The sequence below is a fragment of the Pseudomonas sp. GW822-FHT04H02 genome, assembly GCF_058800645.1.
In genome coordinates, this window is sequence record NZ_JBXAMM010000001.1 from 161,212 (window position 1) to 176,530 (window position 15,319).

At 66.6% G+C, this 15,319-nt stretch carries 17 protein-coding genes; 4 read left to right on the forward strand and 13 right to left on the reverse strand.

The window, feature by feature from the left end; translation table 11 throughout:
- Positions 1-148: 148 nt before the first annotated feature.
- The 6 genes from AC1RMG_RS00780 to AC1RMG_RS00805 form a co-directional block, all read right to left on the reverse strand.
- Positions 149-562 (reverse strand): VOC family protein, encoded by a 414-nt coding sequence (locus AC1RMG_RS00780; protein ID WP_011060452.1) that lies wholly within the window; start codon positions 560-562, stop codon positions 149-151.
- A 175-nt stretch (positions 563-737) separates the two neighbouring features.
- The gene (locus AC1RMG_RS00785; RefSeq protein WP_026020220.1) at positions 738-2,204 is read right to left on the reverse strand and encodes a GDL motif peptide-associated radical SAM/SPASM maturase; all 1,467 of its coding nucleotides are present in this window, start codon (positions 2,202-2,204) and stop codon (positions 738-740) included.
- A gap of 132 nt (positions 2,205-2,336) precedes the next feature.
- Positions 2,337-2,945 (reverse strand): DUF1842 domain-containing protein, encoded by a 609-nt coding sequence (locus tag AC1RMG_RS00790; RefSeq protein ID WP_011060454.1) that lies wholly within the window; start codon positions 2,943-2,945, stop codon positions 2,337-2,339.
- 51 nt (positions 2,946-2,996) lie between these two features.
- Positions 2,997-3,632, reverse strand: coding sequence for a DUF1842 domain-containing protein (locus tag AC1RMG_RS00795; RefSeq protein ID WP_011060455.1), 636 nt, complete (start codon positions 3,630-3,632; stop codon positions 2,997-2,999).
- A 36-nt stretch (positions 3,633-3,668) separates the two neighbouring features.
- On the reverse strand, positions 3,669-3,857 hold the full coding sequence (locus tag AC1RMG_RS00800) for a DUF1843 domain-containing protein (RefSeq protein ID WP_015634943.1): 189 nt from the start codon (positions 3,855-3,857) through the stop codon (positions 3,669-3,671).
- A gap of 317 nt (positions 3,858-4,174) precedes the next feature.
- A complete protein-coding gene (locus AC1RMG_RS00805; RefSeq protein ID WP_011060457.1) occupies positions 4,175-4,804 on the reverse strand; it encodes an HAD family hydrolase in 630 nt (209 codons plus the stop codon).
- Positions 4,805-4,967: 163 nt separating this feature from the next.
- Between AC1RMG_RS00805 and AC1RMG_RS00810 the strand changes: the two genes are divergently transcribed.
- Both AC1RMG_RS00810 and AC1RMG_RS00815 read left to right on the forward strand, forming a co-directional pair.
- On the forward strand, positions 4,968-5,174 hold the full coding sequence (locus AC1RMG_RS00810; RefSeq protein ID WP_015634945.1) for a DUF6021 family protein: 207 nt from the start codon (positions 4,968-4,970) through the stop codon (positions 5,172-5,174).
- A gap of 95 nt (positions 5,175-5,269) precedes the next feature.
- On the forward strand, positions 5,270-5,455 hold the full coding sequence (locus AC1RMG_RS00815) for a DUF2188 domain-containing protein (RefSeq protein WP_011060459.1): 186 nt from the start codon (positions 5,270-5,272) through the stop codon (positions 5,453-5,455).
- Between the two features lie 94 nt (positions 5,456-5,549).
- Here the strand turns inward: AC1RMG_RS00815 and AC1RMG_RS00820 are convergent, their stop codons facing one another.
- From AC1RMG_RS00820 to AC1RMG_RS00840, 5 genes are all read right to left on the reverse strand, one after another.
- Positions 5,550-6,074, reverse strand: coding sequence for a hypothetical protein (locus AC1RMG_RS00820; protein ID WP_019095111.1), 525 nt, complete (start codon positions 6,072-6,074; stop codon positions 5,550-5,552).
- A gap of 50 nt (positions 6,075-6,124) precedes the next feature.
- Positions 6,125-6,727 carry a hypothetical protein gene (locus AC1RMG_RS00825; protein WP_401019229.1) on the reverse strand — a complete coding sequence of 201 codons (603 nt, stop codon included), beginning with the start codon at positions 6,725-6,727 and terminating at the stop codon, positions 6,125-6,127.
- Between the two features lie 50 nt (positions 6,728-6,777).
- The gene (locus AC1RMG_RS00830) at positions 6,778-7,191 is read right to left on the reverse strand and encodes an LIC_13387 family protein (protein ID WP_123397594.1); all 414 of its coding nucleotides are present in this window, start codon (positions 7,189-7,191) and stop codon (positions 6,778-6,780) included.
- Positions 7,192-7,311: 120 nt separating this feature from the next.
- Positions 7,312-9,084, reverse strand: coding sequence for an acyl-CoA dehydrogenase C-terminal domain-containing protein (locus tag AC1RMG_RS00835; protein WP_370058876.1), 1,773 nt, complete (start codon positions 9,082-9,084; stop codon positions 7,312-7,314).
- A 196-nt stretch (positions 9,085-9,280) separates the two neighbouring features.
- Positions 9,281-10,903, reverse strand: a complete 1,623-nt coding sequence (locus AC1RMG_RS00840) for an acyl-CoA synthetase (RefSeq protein ID WP_072451497.1) — start codon at positions 10,901-10,903, stop codon at positions 9,281-9,283.
- A gap of 310 nt (positions 10,904-11,213) precedes the next feature.
- Between AC1RMG_RS00840 and AC1RMG_RS00845 the strand changes: the two genes are divergently transcribed.
- Both AC1RMG_RS00845 and AC1RMG_RS00850 read left to right on the forward strand, forming a co-directional pair.
- Entirely contained in the window at positions 11,214-13,115 is a 1,902-nt protein-coding gene (locus AC1RMG_RS00845; protein WP_493167983.1) for a PAS domain-containing sensor histidine kinase, read from the forward strand.
- A complete protein-coding gene (locus AC1RMG_RS00850; protein ID WP_493167985.1) occupies positions 13,112-13,747 on the forward strand; it encodes a response regulator transcription factor in 636 nt (211 codons plus the stop codon). The genes AC1RMG_RS00845 and AC1RMG_RS00850 overlap by 4 nt, the downstream gene beginning before the upstream one ends.
- A gap of 3 nt (positions 13,748-13,750) precedes the next feature.
- Here the strand turns inward: AC1RMG_RS00850 and AC1RMG_RS00855 are convergent, their stop codons facing one another.
- Positions 13,751-14,347, reverse strand: a complete 597-nt coding sequence (locus AC1RMG_RS00855) for a TetR/AcrR family transcriptional regulator (RefSeq protein WP_011060465.1) — start codon at positions 14,345-14,347, stop codon at positions 13,751-13,753.
- Entirely contained in the window at positions 14,340-15,191 is an 852-nt protein-coding gene (locus AC1RMG_RS00860) for a 3-hydroxybutyryl-CoA dehydrogenase (protein ID WP_011060466.1), read from the reverse strand. The genes AC1RMG_RS00855 and AC1RMG_RS00860 overlap by 8 nt, the downstream gene beginning before the upstream one ends.
- Positions 15,192-15,319 lie beyond the last annotated feature (128 nt).

The following is a 15,319-nucleotide window of genomic DNA, read 5'->3' on the forward strand; positions in this document are numbered from 1 at the left end:
GTTTGCTCTGGGCGACAAAGGGTCGCCTCGTATCCTAGTACAGGGTTGCGGTGGCTGTTTGATGAAGTGCGCAAAATCTTTCACCGCGGGCGCAGCGGTGCGGTGCTGCGTTGCACAGCACCGGGGCCGGGCTTGCAGGTGGGCCGGGTTACGGGCGCTTCTCGCAATTGACCATCCATGGCACACCAAAGCGGTCCACCAGCATGCCGAAGCGCTCGGCCCAGAAGGTGGCTTCCAGGGGCATCTGCACGTTGCCCTGTTCGGCCAGGGCGGCGAATACCCGTTCGGCTTCGGCGGCGTTGTCGATGTTCAGCGAGATCGAACAGCCGTGGATGCCCAAGTAGGGCAGCTCAGGGGTGGTGTCCGAGCCCATCAGCACCTGGTCGCCGACGCTCAGGCGGGTGTGCATGATGCGTTCGTGACAGTCGGCAGAGATGTGATCACGGGCCGGGCTTTCACCGAAGGTCATCATCATTTCCAGGGTGCCGTTCAGGCATTGGGCATAGAAGGTGAAGGCGGCCTTGCAGGTGCCGTTGAACACCAGGTAGGGGTTGATTTTCATGCTGTGCTCCGGTCGCAGGTAACGGGCAGGCACGCGGGCCTGTGGACGAACTTCCATAGCAAAGCCGTTATCGGCCCTGCGCGGAGGTTTTTTTATAGATGGTTTTTCCATGCTCGCCCGTGGCGATATAACCGTCGCCGCGCCATTGGGGGCGCGGCGGCGGTGCGGGCGGGGGTTACAGGCGCGGCTGCTCCTGGGGCGTGCCGAGCAACTGGTGCAGGGTGTTGATCAGCGCCTGCTGGCGCAGCCGGTCCTCCTGGTGCCGGGCTTCGGCGGCGGCGACATCGGCGTTGCAGTGCGGGCAGGTGCTTTCATGGGCGTGGATGTACTCCAGGCAACTGCGACACAGGGCCAGGCGCGGCGGGATGCGGCCTTCCTCGGGCGACGCCTGGCCCTGGTTGACCCAGGCCAGCTTGATCACCTGGCCGCTGTCGTTGACGCTCGATACCGCCTCGCCGGTGTCGATGCGTTCGGTGATCAGGTCGAAACGGCCCACCGAGAACGACGCCGGGCCGGCGTCTTCGAGCTTGACGATGCGTTCGCGCAGGCCCTTTTTCGCCAGGTCCAGGGTCCGGTAGTGGCAGTAGGGATTGTTCCCCGGCTTGCCCAGCAGCGAGTGCGAGGTCCAGGTGCAGCCGCCGCGGCAGACATCGTTGTAGTAACAGGTGCGGCAGTAGCCCCACAGGTCGTCCACCGAGCGCAGGCGGCCGAAGTGGATGCCTTCGCTGTAGTGCCAGATGTCGTGCAGGCTCATGCTGCGCACGTTGCCACCGGAGAAACCCACGGTGGCCAGGGACGGGCAGCCCTTGACCGTGCCGTCGGCCTCCAGGGCCAGGACCGTCTGCCCGGCGGCGCAGCCGCTCCAGTGCACGCGGTCGTCGCCGAAGCCGCGCCACATGTGCTCGTAGGGGCCGTAGTAGCCGATGTTGTTGCCCACATTCATCAGCAGCCCGCGCTCGGCGCCTTCGCGGTACAGGCGCGCCAGCAGCGGCATCACCTCCAGCAACTGGTAGGGCTGCAGCAGCAGCTCGGGGTGATCCACCGCATTGCCCATGGCCACGGTCAGCTGGATCTGCCAGTGGCTGGCGCCGGCATCGATGATCAGCTCCATCAGGGCCGGCAGGTCGGGCAGGGTGGCGGCGCCGATCTGCGTGTTGACGCTGACCTTGAGCCCGGCCTGCTTGGCCCGGCGCAGGGTATCCAGGGCCTTGTCGAAGGAGCCGGGGACATTGCGCACCGCGTCATGCAGCGGCGCCAGGCCATCCAGAGAGACGCCGACGCCATTGAGCCCGGCGTCCACCGCGGCCTGCATCTTGGCCGGGGTCAGGTTGCGCCCGCCGGTCTGGATCGCCACGTACATGCCGTGGTCGTGGATGGCCTGGATCAGCCGCGTCCAGTCCTTGCGCAGATAGGCTTCGCCACCGATCAGGGTGACTTCCCGGGTGCCCAGGGCGGCGATCGAATCGATCACCGACAGGCATTCCTGGGTATTGAGTTCGCCCGGGCGCCGATGCCCGGCGCGGGAGCCGCAATGCAGGCACTTGAGGTCGCAGGCGAGGGTGATTTCCCAGACCACATGCACCGGGACAAAGCGCTTGAGGTCGGTTTCGCTGAGGTAGCGGGCGGGGAGACGGTCTGACATGAGAGTTCCTTGCGCACCCGGCGGTGCGCGGCACCAACCCATCGAAATAGGCGCGCCTTCCTTGTGTCGCAATGGCGCGGTCGTTTTGTGGCAGCCCCCGGGGCCGCGGCGGGCGGCCCCGGGGGCTGGTGGTCAGCGCTGTTCCAGGCGGCTGATTTCTGCCTGCAACTGCTGCACCGCCTGGGTCAGGTTGTCAGCGTTGGCCAGTTGCTGCTCGCCCTGGGCCACCAGTGCCTTGAGCCGCGCCAGGTCGCCGCTGGCCTGGGCCTGCTGCAGCGCCACGGCGTACAGCGGGTGGCGCACTTCGGCGGCCGGGCCGGCCTGGCTGGCGTAGTCCGCTGCCTGCGCCTGCTCCACCGGGGCCGGGCTCACGGCGGCGTGTTGCACCACGTGCCAGTGCCCCTGGAACTGGTACTTGTAGCTGGCGAAGCCGCTGGCCCAGTCCAGGCCGAGGATGCCCTGCAGATGGAAGGTCTCGGCGATCTGGCTGGTGGGGCCGCTGGGATTGCCGGCCAGGCTGAGGATGATGTGCCCCTCGCTGGAGGGGTCGAGCTTGACCTGGGAGTAGTCGCCCCACACGTCGGCGTGGAACTGCACCGGTGGCGAGGTGCTCTGGGTCACGCGGGCAACGCCGCTGACGCGTTTCTTCGGGGTATCGACCAGCAGGTCGAGGGTCAGCACCGGCCCACCGATCACGGGGTTGGCGACGATGAGGCGGGTATGGAACAGTCCGATTGTCATGCTGCAACTCCTTATCTTCTTGAAGACATCAGGTTCGATGGACGGCCGGGCTCAGCGCCGCTCCTGCTGGCTGATCTCGGCCTTGGCGGCCACCAGTGCGGTGCGGATCAGCGGCAGCTGTTCCAGTTGCTGGGTGGCGACCTTGTGCAGGCTCTTCATCTGCGCCAGGTCACCGCTGGCGATGGCACCGTGGATCGGCGCCCCGTACAGCGCCGAGATCGGCGGCAGCGGATGGTTGGGCTGGCCGCGGTGCAGAGGGGCCGACAGGGTGCTGGACTGCACGGTTTCCTGCAGGTGGGCGGGCACCTGGTTGACCGTCACCCAGCTGTGGCCGTTGTAGTACTGATAGTTGGCCACGCCTTCCTTCCAGTCGTCGCTGACCACCAGGTGCAGCTTGAAGTTGATCACCGAGTTCGACCCCGGGCCGCCCTGGTTGCCCTGGGCCGTGATGAGGATCTTGCTGGTGCTGGGCGGCATGACGGTGAGGTAGGTGTACTGGCCCCAGACATCGCTGTGCAGGTCCAGGGGCGGGTTGACCGCCTGGGTGATGCTGGAAGTGCCGCGCACACTGTGTTCCGGGGTATAGGCCAGCAGGTTGAGGATCAGGGTGGGCGCGCCGGGTTGCGAGGTGCCGATACGGTAGCTCAGGGGGAACAGGCCTTCGGCTTGCGAGTAGTTGCCGGACATTTGCTTTGCCTCCATTCAATGACAGGGGAGCCGCGATCAGCGGCGTTCCAGGCGGGCGACTTCCTTGGCCAGCTGTTCGTAGGCGTTGTGCAGATCCTTGGGTTCGTTCCTGGCCGGATCGCGCTTGGCCAGCAGGGCTTTCATCTCCGGCAGCTTGCCTTCGCTGATGGCCGACTGGATGGCGACTCCGTAGGGGGGGATCACATGTTGGGATGCATTGCTCATGGCGTTTGCCTTCCGTGGGTGTGGATGGGGTGCTGCGCTACTCGGCAGCTTTTGCAGTTAAGCAGCGCGGGTGGAATTGGCAGGGTAATGGCACATTGATTTTGTGGGTTTCCGACCGGTGGATTCACGGTCGGTAAAGGGTTGATTTTGGAGACATTCCAAAGGGCGATATGCAGGCGGGAGGTGATTGCGGATGGCGATAGGAGGGGGTGAGAAAGGGGGGGCGAGCGTAGGCACCGGCTGCCGGCGAAGAGGCCCTCGACAGCCATGCATCGCCCTGGCCGGCGCCTTCGCTGGCAAGCCGCCCCTACGGGGTGTCAGTGCGCTCGGACCACCCCCAACTCCTCCAGCCGGCGCCGCGTCTCGGCCGCCGTCACATGATGAATCGCATGCCACCCCAGCGCCGTTGCGGCGACGATATTGGGCGCATGGTCGTCAATGAACACCAGTTCCTCGGGGGCCACCCCCGGCAAATGCGCACGAATGCGCCCCAGGGTCGTGTGATAGATCTCGGCATCCGGCTTGATCTGGCGCTCTTGCCCCGACACCACGATGTCGCGAAAGCGCTGCAGAAACGGGTAATTGTCCCAGGCATAGGGAAAGGTTTCCCGGGACCAGTTGGTCAGCCCGAACAGGGGCACCTGCGCCTGGTGCAGTTCTTCCAGCAGGGCTACGCCCTGATCCAGTGGCCCCTTGAGCATTTCCGGCCAGCGCCCGTAATAGGCCTCGATCAAGGGGGCATGGTCGGGGTGCTCGGCCACCAGGCTGCGGGTCGCCTCGGCCAGGCTGCGGCCGGCGTCCTGCCGGGTATTCCAGGCCTGGGTGCAGATGGTGTCGAGGAACCACTGGCGGCGCTCATCGTCGGGGATCAGCTGGCGGTACAGGTGGTGCGGGCTCCAGTCGAACAGCACGCCACCAAAATCGAAAACCACGGCACGAATCGTCATGAACACGTCCTTTTGAGCGGTTATGGGCCAGGCGCCATCCTGCGACGCCCGGCAGCACAATGCAATTTGCCGCTGGCCGCTGGTCCGCTCGGCGGCACCCTGGCCACGAATCGTGATCCAACCCCTGTATCCGGCCTTTTCCAGGCTGGCACAGGAGCTGCCCATGACTGCCAAGAACCCCACGGGGCCGCGCTCGTCCGAGCATGCCTCGAATCATCATGACCCGGGTTTCGACCCCGATTCGCCAGACCTGGCCGACCCCCAGGTAGACCCGGTAGGCCCGGCCAGGGCACCCCTGGACCGCCCTGAACCCGAGCACCGGCGCAAGCGCTCGCGGGCCTACGATCCCCTGGCCAACCTGAAGAAGTGACCCGGCGCGCCGACATGCGGCAGTCGCCGGGCGGTGTGGCGGGTGTAAGGTAAAACGCCCAAGCCCCAGGCTCGCCGAGGAAAAAGGAGGTGTCCATGAGCACGCCGCTGCTGAACAAACTGCAGATCAACGGCTATCAGGTCTTGAGCGTCAACCACGGGCCCTGGAAGGTCTGCACGCCGGGTGACCGGCTTGCTACCTTCGGCACCCGGGAAGAGGCCATGGCCTTTGCCGCCGCCCTGCCGGCGCGCAGGCAACGACCGGCCGCCACCGGTGGCTAGCGCCCAGGCAGGAAAAAAGCCCCGACCGGTTCGGGGCTTTTTTATGCCTGGCCGGGGGCATGGCCGGACGGGGCGAGGGCGCAGCGGGGCGCAATTACGGCTGCATGAAACTCAGCAGCGGGAGGATGAAGGCTGCTGCCAGGGCCAGTGCCCACAGGGTCTGCAGAAACAGCTCATCGGCGTTGTCGGCGGCGGGCCGCGGGGCGAGGCGGCGGCGCCAGTAGAAGTACAGGCCGCTGACCACGAACACACAGGTGATGCCCATCATGTACTCCAGCTCCCACTTCTGGGGGCTGATGGCCAGGCTGCCGTCCTGGTCATCCGGGTAGTCGAGCCGCCACCAGGCGCCCAGCAGCAGCGGCACCAGCCCGGCCAGGAGCCAGGCCAGGCGCGCACCGGGCATCCGGGTCAGCAGGGTCACGGCCAGGCCGATCAGGCACAGCACCCAGACAAAGAGGTACAGCTGAAAGCCCATGGCCCCACCGAACAGCGTGCTGCTGACATCCCGCGGCTGCATCATCTGCACGTCGCACAGCAGCATCAGCGACAAGGGCGCGGCAACGACGATCCAGCACAGAGGGCGGTAGAGCCACAACCACAGGGTAAACAGGCGAGACATGGGCACACTCATCAAGGTTTGGTGAAGCAAGAAAGAGGCGGGGTTGGCGGTCAGTCGACAATGACCCGGGTGCCAGGGCCCAGGCACAGGCTCAACTGTTCGCCGGCCCGGTTGAAGGCGCAGTACGGCAGGGGCGCCTTGCTGGCATTGACCAAGGGGGGGATGAAGAAGCCCCCCAGCAATACCGCCCATGCAATCCGCAACGACAGCTCACGGAGGGTGGCGGGGGCTCTCGGCTTGAGCCGCTGCTGGTGCAACAGGTAGATGCCGCTGTAGACCAGGGCGAAACCGAAGACCATCACATAGTCCAGCTCCCGGGCCTGGATGCTGAAGATCAGGTTGCCGTCGAAATCATCCGGGTAGTTGATCCGCCACCACAGGCCCAGCAGCAACTGCACCAGCCCACCGATGATCCAGGCCAGGCGGGCGCCGGGCACCCGGGTCAGCACGGCCAGGCCCAGGCCGATGACGCTGAAGGCCCAGCCGCCCAGGTACAGCATGAAACCCATGGAGCCGCCGAACAGCGTGCCGCCGACTTCCCGGGGGACGATCAGGTGCAGGTTGCAACGGATCATGGTGGCCAATTGTGCGGCCACGGCGATCCAGCACAGGAGGTAGTAGAGCCGGGACCAGAAGGTGTGCAGGGGCGACATGCAGAGACTCGAAAAAAACAGGGCCGATGAGAGTGTGTGGTGGGCTGGGTTCAAACCCACAGCAAACCGCAGGCAACCGCGAACAGCACCAGGGCGATGCTGATGCCCGCCAGGGGAATGCGAAACCAGTAACGGATGGCCAGCACCCACAGGCTGGCGAGAAACCCCAGGCCGATCAGCAGCAAGCCACGGGCCTCCAGCAGCAGGGCCGGGTGCAGCCAGGCGAGGTAGCCATAGACCAGGCCGAACAGCATGGCGCCCAGGCTGTGGCTGGCGTTGAAGCCGACCCAGGCCCGCCACAGGCTGGTCTGGCGGGTGATCATCGGCGACACCTGGCGCATGCGTTCGGCCAGGGCCGGGTCACGGGGCTGGAATTTGTCGGTGGCGAAGGTGTAGATCAGGTGCAGGGTGCCGAGCAGCAGCACGATGGCTGAGCTGGCGATGATCAGGGCGGGGGCCAACACGTTTCTTCCTTGGGCGGTGCTCGGGTGCGCGGAGTATGCCGGGCCGCCCGGGGTTTTGCACCTGCGGGCGCGGCTTTTTTACCGGCACGGGGCAGGGCGCCGGGCGCCCTGCCCAGGGGCTCAGAACTGCTCGGCGTCGAGGCCGAACAAGGAGGCGCTGCCGGCGCGGATGCTCTGCTCCAGGCTGAGGATGCGCGGCAGCATGCGGCTGAAGTAGAAGCGCGCGGTGGCCAGCTTGGCACCGTAGAAACCGTCGTCCTCGGAACGCTTGTGCTCGGCCACCTGGGCCATGCGCGCCCACAGGTAGGCGTAGGCCACGTAGCCGAACAGCTGCAGGTATTCGACGCAGGCGCTGCCCACCGCGTGGGGGTTCTGCGCCGCCTGTTCACGCAGCCAGTCGCTGAGGTCTTCCAGGCGTTGCACCGCGTCCAGCAGCTCGGCGGCGTAGGCGGCGCCGGGCAGGTAGGCGTAGTCGCGGATCTCGCCGGTGAACAGGCGCAGGGCCACGCCGCCGTTGCCCACCACCTTGCGCCCCAGCAGGTCCAGGGCCTGGATGCCGTTGGTGCCTTCGTAGATCTGGGCGATGCGTACATCCCGCACCAGTTGCTCCTGGCCCCATTCGCGGATGTAGCCGTGGCCGCCGAAGATCTGCTGGCCCAGCACGCAGCTGTCCAGGCCGGTGTCGGTGAAGAACGCCTTGGCCACCGGGGTCAGCAGCGCCACCAGGGCCTCGGCGTTGTGCCGCTCATGGGGCTGGTCGGCGAACTTGGCCAGGTCCAGCTGCTGGCCGACGTAGCTGGCGAAGGCCCGGCCGCCTTCGGTCATGGCCTTCATGGTCAGCAGCATGCGCCGCACATCGGGGTGGACGATGATCGGGTCGGCGATCTTGTCCTTGGCCACCGGGCCGGCCGGGGAGCGGCTCTGGATGCGCTCGCGGGCGTAGGTGCGGGCGTTCTGGTAGGAGTTCTCGGCGCAGCCGATACCCTGGATGCCGATGGACAGGCGCTCGTAGTTCATCATGGTGAACATCGCCGCCAGGCCCTTGTTGGCCTCGCCGATCAGCCAGCCGGTGGCGCCGTCGAAGTTCAGCACGCAGGTGGCCGAGGCCTTGATGCCCATCTTGTGCTCGATGGAACCGCAGCTCACCGCGTTGGCCGCGCCGAGATTGCCGTTGGCGTCCACATGGATCTTCGGCACCAGGAACAGCGAGATGCCCTTGGGCCCGGCCGGGGCGTCCGGCAACTTGGCCAGCACCAGGTGGATGATGTTCTCGGTCAGGTCCTGCTCGCCGCCGGTGATGAAGATCTTGCTGCCGCTGATGCGGTAGCTGCCGTCGGCCTGGGGCTCGGCGCGGGTGCGGATGATCCCCAGGTCGGTGCCGGCGTGGGCCTCGGTGAGGCACATGGAACCGGCCCAGCGGCCTTCGTACATCGGCGGCAGGTACAGCTGTTTCAGCGCTTCGCTGGCGTGGGCATCGATGGCCAGGCAGGCCCCGGAACTCAGGGCCGAGTACAGGGCGAAACTGGAATTGGCGGCGTAGAGCATTTCCTCGAACTGCACCGCGAGCATCTTCGGCATGCCCATGCCGCCGTAGGCCGGGTTGCCGCTCAGGCCGACCCAGCCGCCCTGGATATAGGTGCTGTAGGCCTCCTTGAAACCGGCCGGGGTGCGCACCTGCCCGGCGTGCCAGCTGGCGCCTTCCTCGTCGCCGCTGCGGTTGAGCGGGGCGATCAGGTTGCCGGTGACCTTGGCCGCTTCTTCGAGAATGGCGTCGGCGGTGTCGCCGTCCACGGTATCGGCCAGGGCCGGCAGGCGGGCCCAGAGCTTGGGTGCGTTGAACACTTCATGCAGGACAAAGCGCATGTCGCGCAGCGGAGCGTTGAATTCGGGCATTGCAGGAACCTCGGGCAAAAGTGGAGGTTGAGCGGCCTCGGCCGCATGAATCGACAACGAAAACCCCGCCACCATGTAGGAGCCGGTTTGCCGGCGAAGAGGCCCGCAAGCCATGCATCGCCCTGGCCGACGCCTTCGCTGGCAAGCGAAGCGCCGCCCGGCCAGTTCCTACAAGGGCTGGGTCGGTGTATTCAGGCTAGAGGTTTTTCGCCATGTCGCGCAGGACGAACTTCTGGATCTTGCCGGTGGAGGTCTTGGGCAACGGGCTGAAGACCACGGTACGCGGCACCTTGAAGCCTGCCAGGTGCTCGCGACAGAAGGCGATGATCTCGGCTTCGCGCACCTGCTGGTGGTCGGCCTTGAGGGTGATGAAGGCGCAGGGCGTCTCACCCCATTTTTCATCGGGCCGGGCCACCACCGCGGCTTCCAGCACTGCCGGGTGGCGATAGAGCACGCCTTCCAGTTCGATGGTGGAAATGTTCTCGCCCCCGGAAATGATGATGTCCTTGAGCCGGTCGCGGATCTCCACGTAGCCGTCCGGGTGGGTCACCCCCAGGTCGCCGGTATGGAACCAGCCGCCCTCGAAGGCTTCGGCGGTTGCCGTGGGGTTCTTCAGGTAGCCCTTCATCACGGTGTTGCCGCGCATGAAGATCTCGCCGATGGTCTGGCCGTCCCGGGGCGTGGGTTCGAGGGTTTTCGGGTCGGCCACCATCACCCCTTCCAGGGTCGGGTAGCGTACGCCCTGGCGCGACTTGATCTGCGCCCGCTGTTCAAGGGGCAGTTCATCCCAGGCGGCGTGCCAGGCGCACAGGGTCACCGGGCCATAGACCTCGGTCAGGCCGTAGACGTGGGTCACCTTGATGCCCATTTCCTCCACCGCGCCGATCACCTTGGCCGGCGGCGCGGCCCCGGCCACCATGGCGTTGACCGGGTGGTCGATGGCCGCCTTGGCGGTGTCGGGCATGTTCACCAGGGCATTGAGCACGATGGGCGCGCCGCACAGGTGCGTGACCTGGTGCTCGCGGATCAGGTCGAGGATCTTCTGCGGGTCGACCCGGCGCAAAAACACATGCACCCCGGCCAGGGCGGTGACGGTCCAGGGGTAGCACCAGCCGTTGCAGTGGAACATCGGCAGGGTCCACAGGTACACCGGGTGGTTGCCCATGGCCCAGGTCATCTGGTTGCCCAGGGCATTGAGGTAGGCGCCGCGGTGGTGATAGACCACGCCCTTGGGGTTGCCGGTGGTGCCCGAGGTGTAGTTCAGGGCGATGGCCTGCCACTCGTCATCCGGCCACTGCCAGGCAAACTCGGGATCGCCCTCGGCCAGGAACGCTTCGTAGTCCAGCTCGCTGACCGGCTGGCCCTCGCCGTACTCCGGGTCGTCGAGGTCGATCACCAGGGGCGGGTGATCGAGCATGGCCACGGCGGCGTGGATCACCTCATGGAACTCGCGGTCGGCGATCAGCACCTTGGCTTCGCCGTGGGCCAGCATGAAGGCGATGGCCTCGGCGTCCAGGCGCACATTGAGGGCATTGAGCACGGCGCCGATCATCGGCACGCCGAAGTGTGCTTCGAGCATTGCCGGGATGTTGGGCAGCATCACCGCCACCGTGTCGTTCTTGCCGATGCCGCGCCCGGCCAGGGCCGAGGCCAGGCGCCGGCAGCGGCTGTAGGTCTGGGCCCAGGTACGACGGATCGAACCGTGGATCACCGCCGGGTAATCGGGGTAAACCGCAGCGGTACGCTCGATGAAGCTCAAGGGGGAGAGGGCGATATGGTTGACGGCAGTCGGCGCCAGGCCTTGCTCGTAGATGGACATGGTTCGGGTACCCGGTGGCTGATTATTAGCTCTATTGGCCGAGGCTTGAGTGGCGCGTGCTGTGTACCTGGGGGCACTGACTGTAGGAGCCGGCTTGCCGGCGAAAGCGATCCCACGGGCCTCTTCGCTGGCAAGCCAGCTCCTACGTTCGGCGTTGCTTACAGGTACGCAGCACACCCAGCGAAAGCTCGGTGACTTATCCGGGGTCTTTTATATACTGTTTGTCGATTGATATGGAAGTACTACCTGAGTTGTATAGTAATTGTACTATAAAAAGAACCTACCCTTCCGGCCGCGAGACTGATCGACCATGCCCGACTCTACCCACCTGCGTCACTGGCTGCGCCTGCAGCGTGAAGGCCAGTTGCCGGACTCGCCCTGGCTCGGCCACGACCCGCAACCCAGCCTGCTGCTGGACGCCCAGGCGCAGCCGCTGGACCTCAACCCGGCACTGCGCCAGTGGCTGGACGATGCTGCCACTGGCGATCTCGCGGCCCTGCTGCCGGTCAACCACCCGGCCCTGGTACGGGCCTGCCTGGAGCAGCAGCGGGCCATCGAGCAGGTGGAAGCCCAGTGGGGCGAGCGCATCCTGCTCTGGAGCTTTATCCCCGATCCGCATCGCCAGCGGGTACTGGCGCGCTGCCAGGAAGCCACGGCCCAGGTCCGGGCCGAGCGCGAGTCGGCCAAGGCCCGGCGCCTGTACCGCCTGATCACCGAAAACACCACTGACCTGATTTCCCGGCACACCCCGGACGGCAGCTTCCTCGACGCCTCACCGGCCTCCTGGACCCTGCTCGGCTACTGGCCCGAGCAACTGCGCGGGCGCCTGGCCCGCAGCCTGTTCCACAGCCAGGACCTGGCCGGGCTGATGCAGCGCACCCGCGATGCCCTGGAGCAGGACGGCTACCACACCATGACCTATCGCATCCGCCATCGCGACGGCCACTACCTGTGGTTCGAAACCGCCTGCCGCGGCATTCGCGACACCTACACCGGCACCGTGGTGGAAGTGGTGGCGGTGTCCCGGGACATCACCGCCCGGGTCCAGGCCGAAGAGAACAAGCGGCGCCTGGCGGAAGTGGTAGAGGCCAACCCCGACCCGGTGCTGTTCATCCAGCCCGGCGGCGCGGTCACCTACCTCAACCCGGCGGCGCGGCGCACCCTGGGGCTCGGCGACGGGCAGGCAATGCCGCCACTGGCGGCCATCCTCAGCGCTGCGGTACTCGACAGCCTGCAACGCGAAGGCTGGGACCGCGCTGAACACAGCGGCCGCTGGAGCATCGAGGCGCGCCTGCAACCGCCGGCCGGCGGCGCCTCGGTGCCGGTCTCGCTGATGCTCCTGGCCCACCGCGCGGCCAGTGGCGAGCGTTTCTATTCCCTGGTGGCCCACGACCAGAGCGAGCGCGAACTGCGCGAAGCCCAGCAGCGCCATCACCAGGACGAACTGGCCCACACCGCGCGCCTGGTGACCCTGGGCGAACTGGCCTCGGGCATCGCCCACGAGATCAACCAGCCGCTGGCCGCAGTGGTCAACTACGCCAATGCCAGCCAGCGCTACTTGCAGGCCCTGGGCACCCAGCCCGAGGCCGCCCGCAAGGTGGCCCAGGGCCTGGAACGGATTGCCGAGCAGGCGACCCACGCCGCCGAAGTGATCAAGCGCCTGCGGGCCTTTTTGCGCAAGGGCGGGCGCCGGGTGCAGGCCCTGGACATCGCCGAAGTGGCCCGGGAAACCGTGCGCCTGTGTGCCTGGGAAGCCCAGGCCAGCCAGGTGACGATCGACTTGCAGCTGACGGATAATCTGCCGCCGGTGTACGCCGACCGGGTGCTGCTGGAGCAGGTGCTGCTGAACCTGCTGCGCAACGCCATCGAGGCCAACCGCGAAGTGCATGGGCAGCAGGGCTCGCACATTGTGCTGGCCGCCGAGGCGACGGCCGAAGGCGGGGTGCAGATCAGCGTCAGCGACCAGGGCCCCGGTGTCTGCGCCGAGCAACTGCCGCAGCTGTTCACGCCGTTCTACACCAGCAAGGCCAATGGCCTGGGGCTCGGGCTGTCCATGAGCCGCAGCATCGTCGAGGGCTTTGGCGGCGACTTGCAGGCCCAGCCCCAGGCCGTCGGCCTGCGCATGTGCTGCCGGCTGCCGGCCAGTGCCCCGGCCGACCCCTCGGCAACGTCCCAGGCAACTTCCCCCGCAACGACAGGAGCAAGGCAATGACGAGTGTGGCGCAGCAACTGGTGTATGTGGTCGACGACGACCCGGGCATGCTCGACTCCACCGTCTGGCTCCTGGAGTCGGTGGGGCTCAAGGCGGTGCCCTTCACCAGTGGCCGCGAGTTTCTCGAACACTGCGACCCGAGCCTGAACGCCTGCGTGCTGCTGGATGTGCGCATGCCCGGCATGGGCGGGCTGAACGTCCAGGAAGAGCTGCGCCAGCGCGATATCCGCCTGCCGCTGATCTTTGTCAGCGGCCACGCCGACGTGCCCATCGTGGTCCGCGCGTTCAAGGCCGGGGCGGTGGACTTCATCGAGAAGCCCTACAACGAACAACTGTTGCTGGACAGCGTGCAGCAGGCCCTGAGCCGCGCCGACCGCCATCAGAACCAGAGTGCCGGGCAGGCCCGGGTGCAGGCGCTGCTGGAAAGCCTGACGCCACGGGAGAAAGACGTGTTGCTGCCGCTGGTGCAGGGCTACACCAACCGGGAAATTGCCGAGCAACTGGGGGTCAGCATCAAGACCATCGACCTGTATCGCTCACGGGTGATGAAGCGCATGCAGGCCGAACACCTGCCGGAACTGGTGGGTATGGCCATTGCCGCCGGGCTGGTAGACCCGCTGCACCTGCGCTGAGGCTCAGGCCACCGCGCTGCGCACGGGCACGCCGCCCAGCAGGCGCTCGATGGCGCCGCTCAGCAGGTTTTCCAACAGGGCTTCGCGTTCCCGCTCGGCCAGGGGTTGTTCGCTGAACCAGCTAGGGGCGCTGTTGAGCAGGTTGGCCAAAGCATGGGCCGCGGCGCGCTGCGCCTGTGGGCCAAGGCCGGTCGGGGTGCCCAGCAACTGCACCAGCTGTTGTTCGTAGCGTTCGCGCAATTGCCCGACCCGCAGTTGCTGGTCGGGATTGAGGCAGCCGCTGTCGCGCTCCACCAGGCGGAAATGCCGCGGCAATTCCCGATGCAGCTTCAGGTGGGCGCGGATCAGCGCCGGCAGGCAGTCGCCCTGCAACTTGCGCCGTTGCAGGCGCTTGAGGGTGCTGTGCAGCTCATCGAAGAACTCCTCGATCAGGTCCAGCAACAGGTGCTGCTTGCTCGGGTAATGGTGGTACAGCGAGCCCGGGGTCAGCCCCAGATGGCTCGCCAGCTCACGCATGCCGACCTGGCCGAAGCCCTTGCTGGCGAACAGCTCCAGGGCCTTGTCGCGGCTTTCGGCAAAGCGTGAGCAACGCTCAGCCATAGTGATGGAAACCCCGACCGGTCTTGCGCCCCAGGTAGCCGGCGGCAACCATTTCCTTGAGCAGCGGCGCGGGGCGGTACTTGCTGTCGTTGAAGCCGTCGTAGAAGGCTTCAAGGATCGCCAGCAGGGTGTCCAGGCCGATCAGGTCGGCCAGGGCCAGCGGGCCGATCGGCTGGTTGCAGCCCAGGCGCATGCCGGCGTCGATGTCCTCGGCGCTGGCCAGGCCTTCCTGGAACACCAGGATCGCCTCGTTGATCATCGGCACCAGGATGCGGTTGACCACAAAACCGGGGCGGTTGCCGGCGGTGATCGCGGTCTTGCCCAGGCGCTGGGCCATGTCCATGGCCAGGGCGTGGGTCGCGTCGCTGGTCTGCAGGCCGCGGATCACCTCGATCAGGCCCATCACCGGCACCGGGTTGAAGAAGTGCAGGCCGATGAACCGCTCGGGCGCGCTGACGCTGGCGGCCAGTTGGGTGATCGACAGCGACGAGGTGTTGGAGGCGATCACGCACTCGGCGCTGACCTGGGCGGCGATCTGCTGCAGCACCTTGAGCTTGAGGTCGAGGTTCTCGGTGGCGGCTTCGATCACCAGTTGCGCATCCTTGAGCACGCCGTAGTCGGTGCTGATGCGGATCCGGCCCAGGGCGGCGAGCTTGTCGTCTTCGCCGAGGGTGCCCTTGCTCACCTGGCGGTCGAGGTTCTTGCCGATGGTGGCCAGGGCCTTTTCCAGGGCGCCCTGGGCGATGTCCAGCAGGGTCACGTCAAAGCCCGCCTGGGCGCAGACCTGGGCGATGCCGTTGCCCATGGTGCCGGCGCCGATCACCCCGATATTCGCAAGATTCATCTTCAGCTCTTCCTTTGTTCATTGCCTTCGCGGAGCATGGCGCGGTTGCCTTGCACTGCGCATTATCCAGCGCGAGTCTAGAGCCCGGCGCGGTGGCCGGCCTATGCCGAAAGCGGTCAAGCGTGCTG

Excerpts from the sequence above, each read along its gene's own strand:
- AC1RMG_RS00825 (WP_401019229.1), bottom strand. The coding sequence starts at position 6,727 with ATGTCGCCCCTGCACACCTTCTGGTCCCGGCTCTACTACCTCCTGTGC.
- AC1RMG_RS00850 (WP_493167985.1), top strand. The coding sequence starts at position 13,112 with ATGACGAGTGTGGCGCAGCAACTGGTGTATGTGGTCGACGACGACCCG.
- AC1RMG_RS00810 (WP_015634945.1), top strand. The coding sequence starts at position 4,968 with ATGACTGCCAAGAACCCCACGGGGCCGCGCTCGTCCGAGCATGCCTCG.
- AC1RMG_RS00790 (WP_011060454.1), bottom strand. The coding sequence starts at position 2,945 with ATGACAATCGGACTGTTCCATACCCGCCTCATCGTCGCCAACCCCGTG.
- AC1RMG_RS00795 (WP_011060455.1), bottom strand. The coding sequence starts at position 3,632 with ATGTCCGGCAACTACTCGCAAGCCGAAGGCCTGTTCCCCCTGAGCTAC.
- AC1RMG_RS00785 (WP_026020220.1), bottom strand. The coding sequence starts at position 2,204 with ATGTCAGACCGTCTCCCCGCCCGCTACCTCAGCGAAACCGACCTCAAG.
- AC1RMG_RS00840 (WP_072451497.1), bottom strand. The coding sequence starts at position 10,903 with ATGTCCATCTACGAGCAAGGCCTGGCGCCGACTGCCGTCAACCATATC.
- AC1RMG_RS00780 (WP_011060452.1), bottom strand. The coding sequence starts at position 562 with ATGAAAATCAACCCCTACCTGGTGTTCAACGGCACCTGCAAGGCCGCC.
- AC1RMG_RS00815 (WP_011060459.1), top strand. The coding sequence starts at position 5,270 with ATGAGCACGCCGCTGCTGAACAAACTGCAGATCAACGGCTATCAGGTC.
- AC1RMG_RS00845 (WP_493167983.1), top strand. The coding sequence starts at position 11,214 with ATGCCCGACTCTACCCACCTGCGTCACTGGCTGCGCCTGCAGCGTGAA.
- AC1RMG_RS00800 (WP_015634943.1), bottom strand. The coding sequence starts at position 3,857 with ATGAGCAATGCATCCCAACATGTGATCCCCCCCTACGGAGTCGCCATC.
- AC1RMG_RS00820 (WP_019095111.1), bottom strand. The coding sequence starts at position 6,074 with ATGTCTCGCCTGTTTACCCTGTGGTTGTGGCTCTACCGCCCTCTGTGC.
- AC1RMG_RS00835 (WP_370058876.1), bottom strand. The coding sequence starts at position 9,084 with ATGCCCGAATTCAACGCTCCGCTGCGCGACATGCGCTTTGTCCTGCAT.
- AC1RMG_RS00805 (WP_011060457.1), bottom strand. The coding sequence starts at position 4,804 with ATGACGATTCGTGCCGTGGTTTTCGATTTTGGTGGCGTGCTGTTCGAC.
- AC1RMG_RS00860 (WP_011060466.1), bottom strand. The coding sequence starts at position 15,191 with ATGAATCTTGCGAATATCGGGGTGATCGGCGCCGGCACCATGGGCAAC.
- AC1RMG_RS00855 (WP_011060465.1), bottom strand. The coding sequence starts at position 14,347 with ATGGCTGAGCGTTGCTCACGCTTTGCCGAAAGCCGCGACAAGGCCCTG.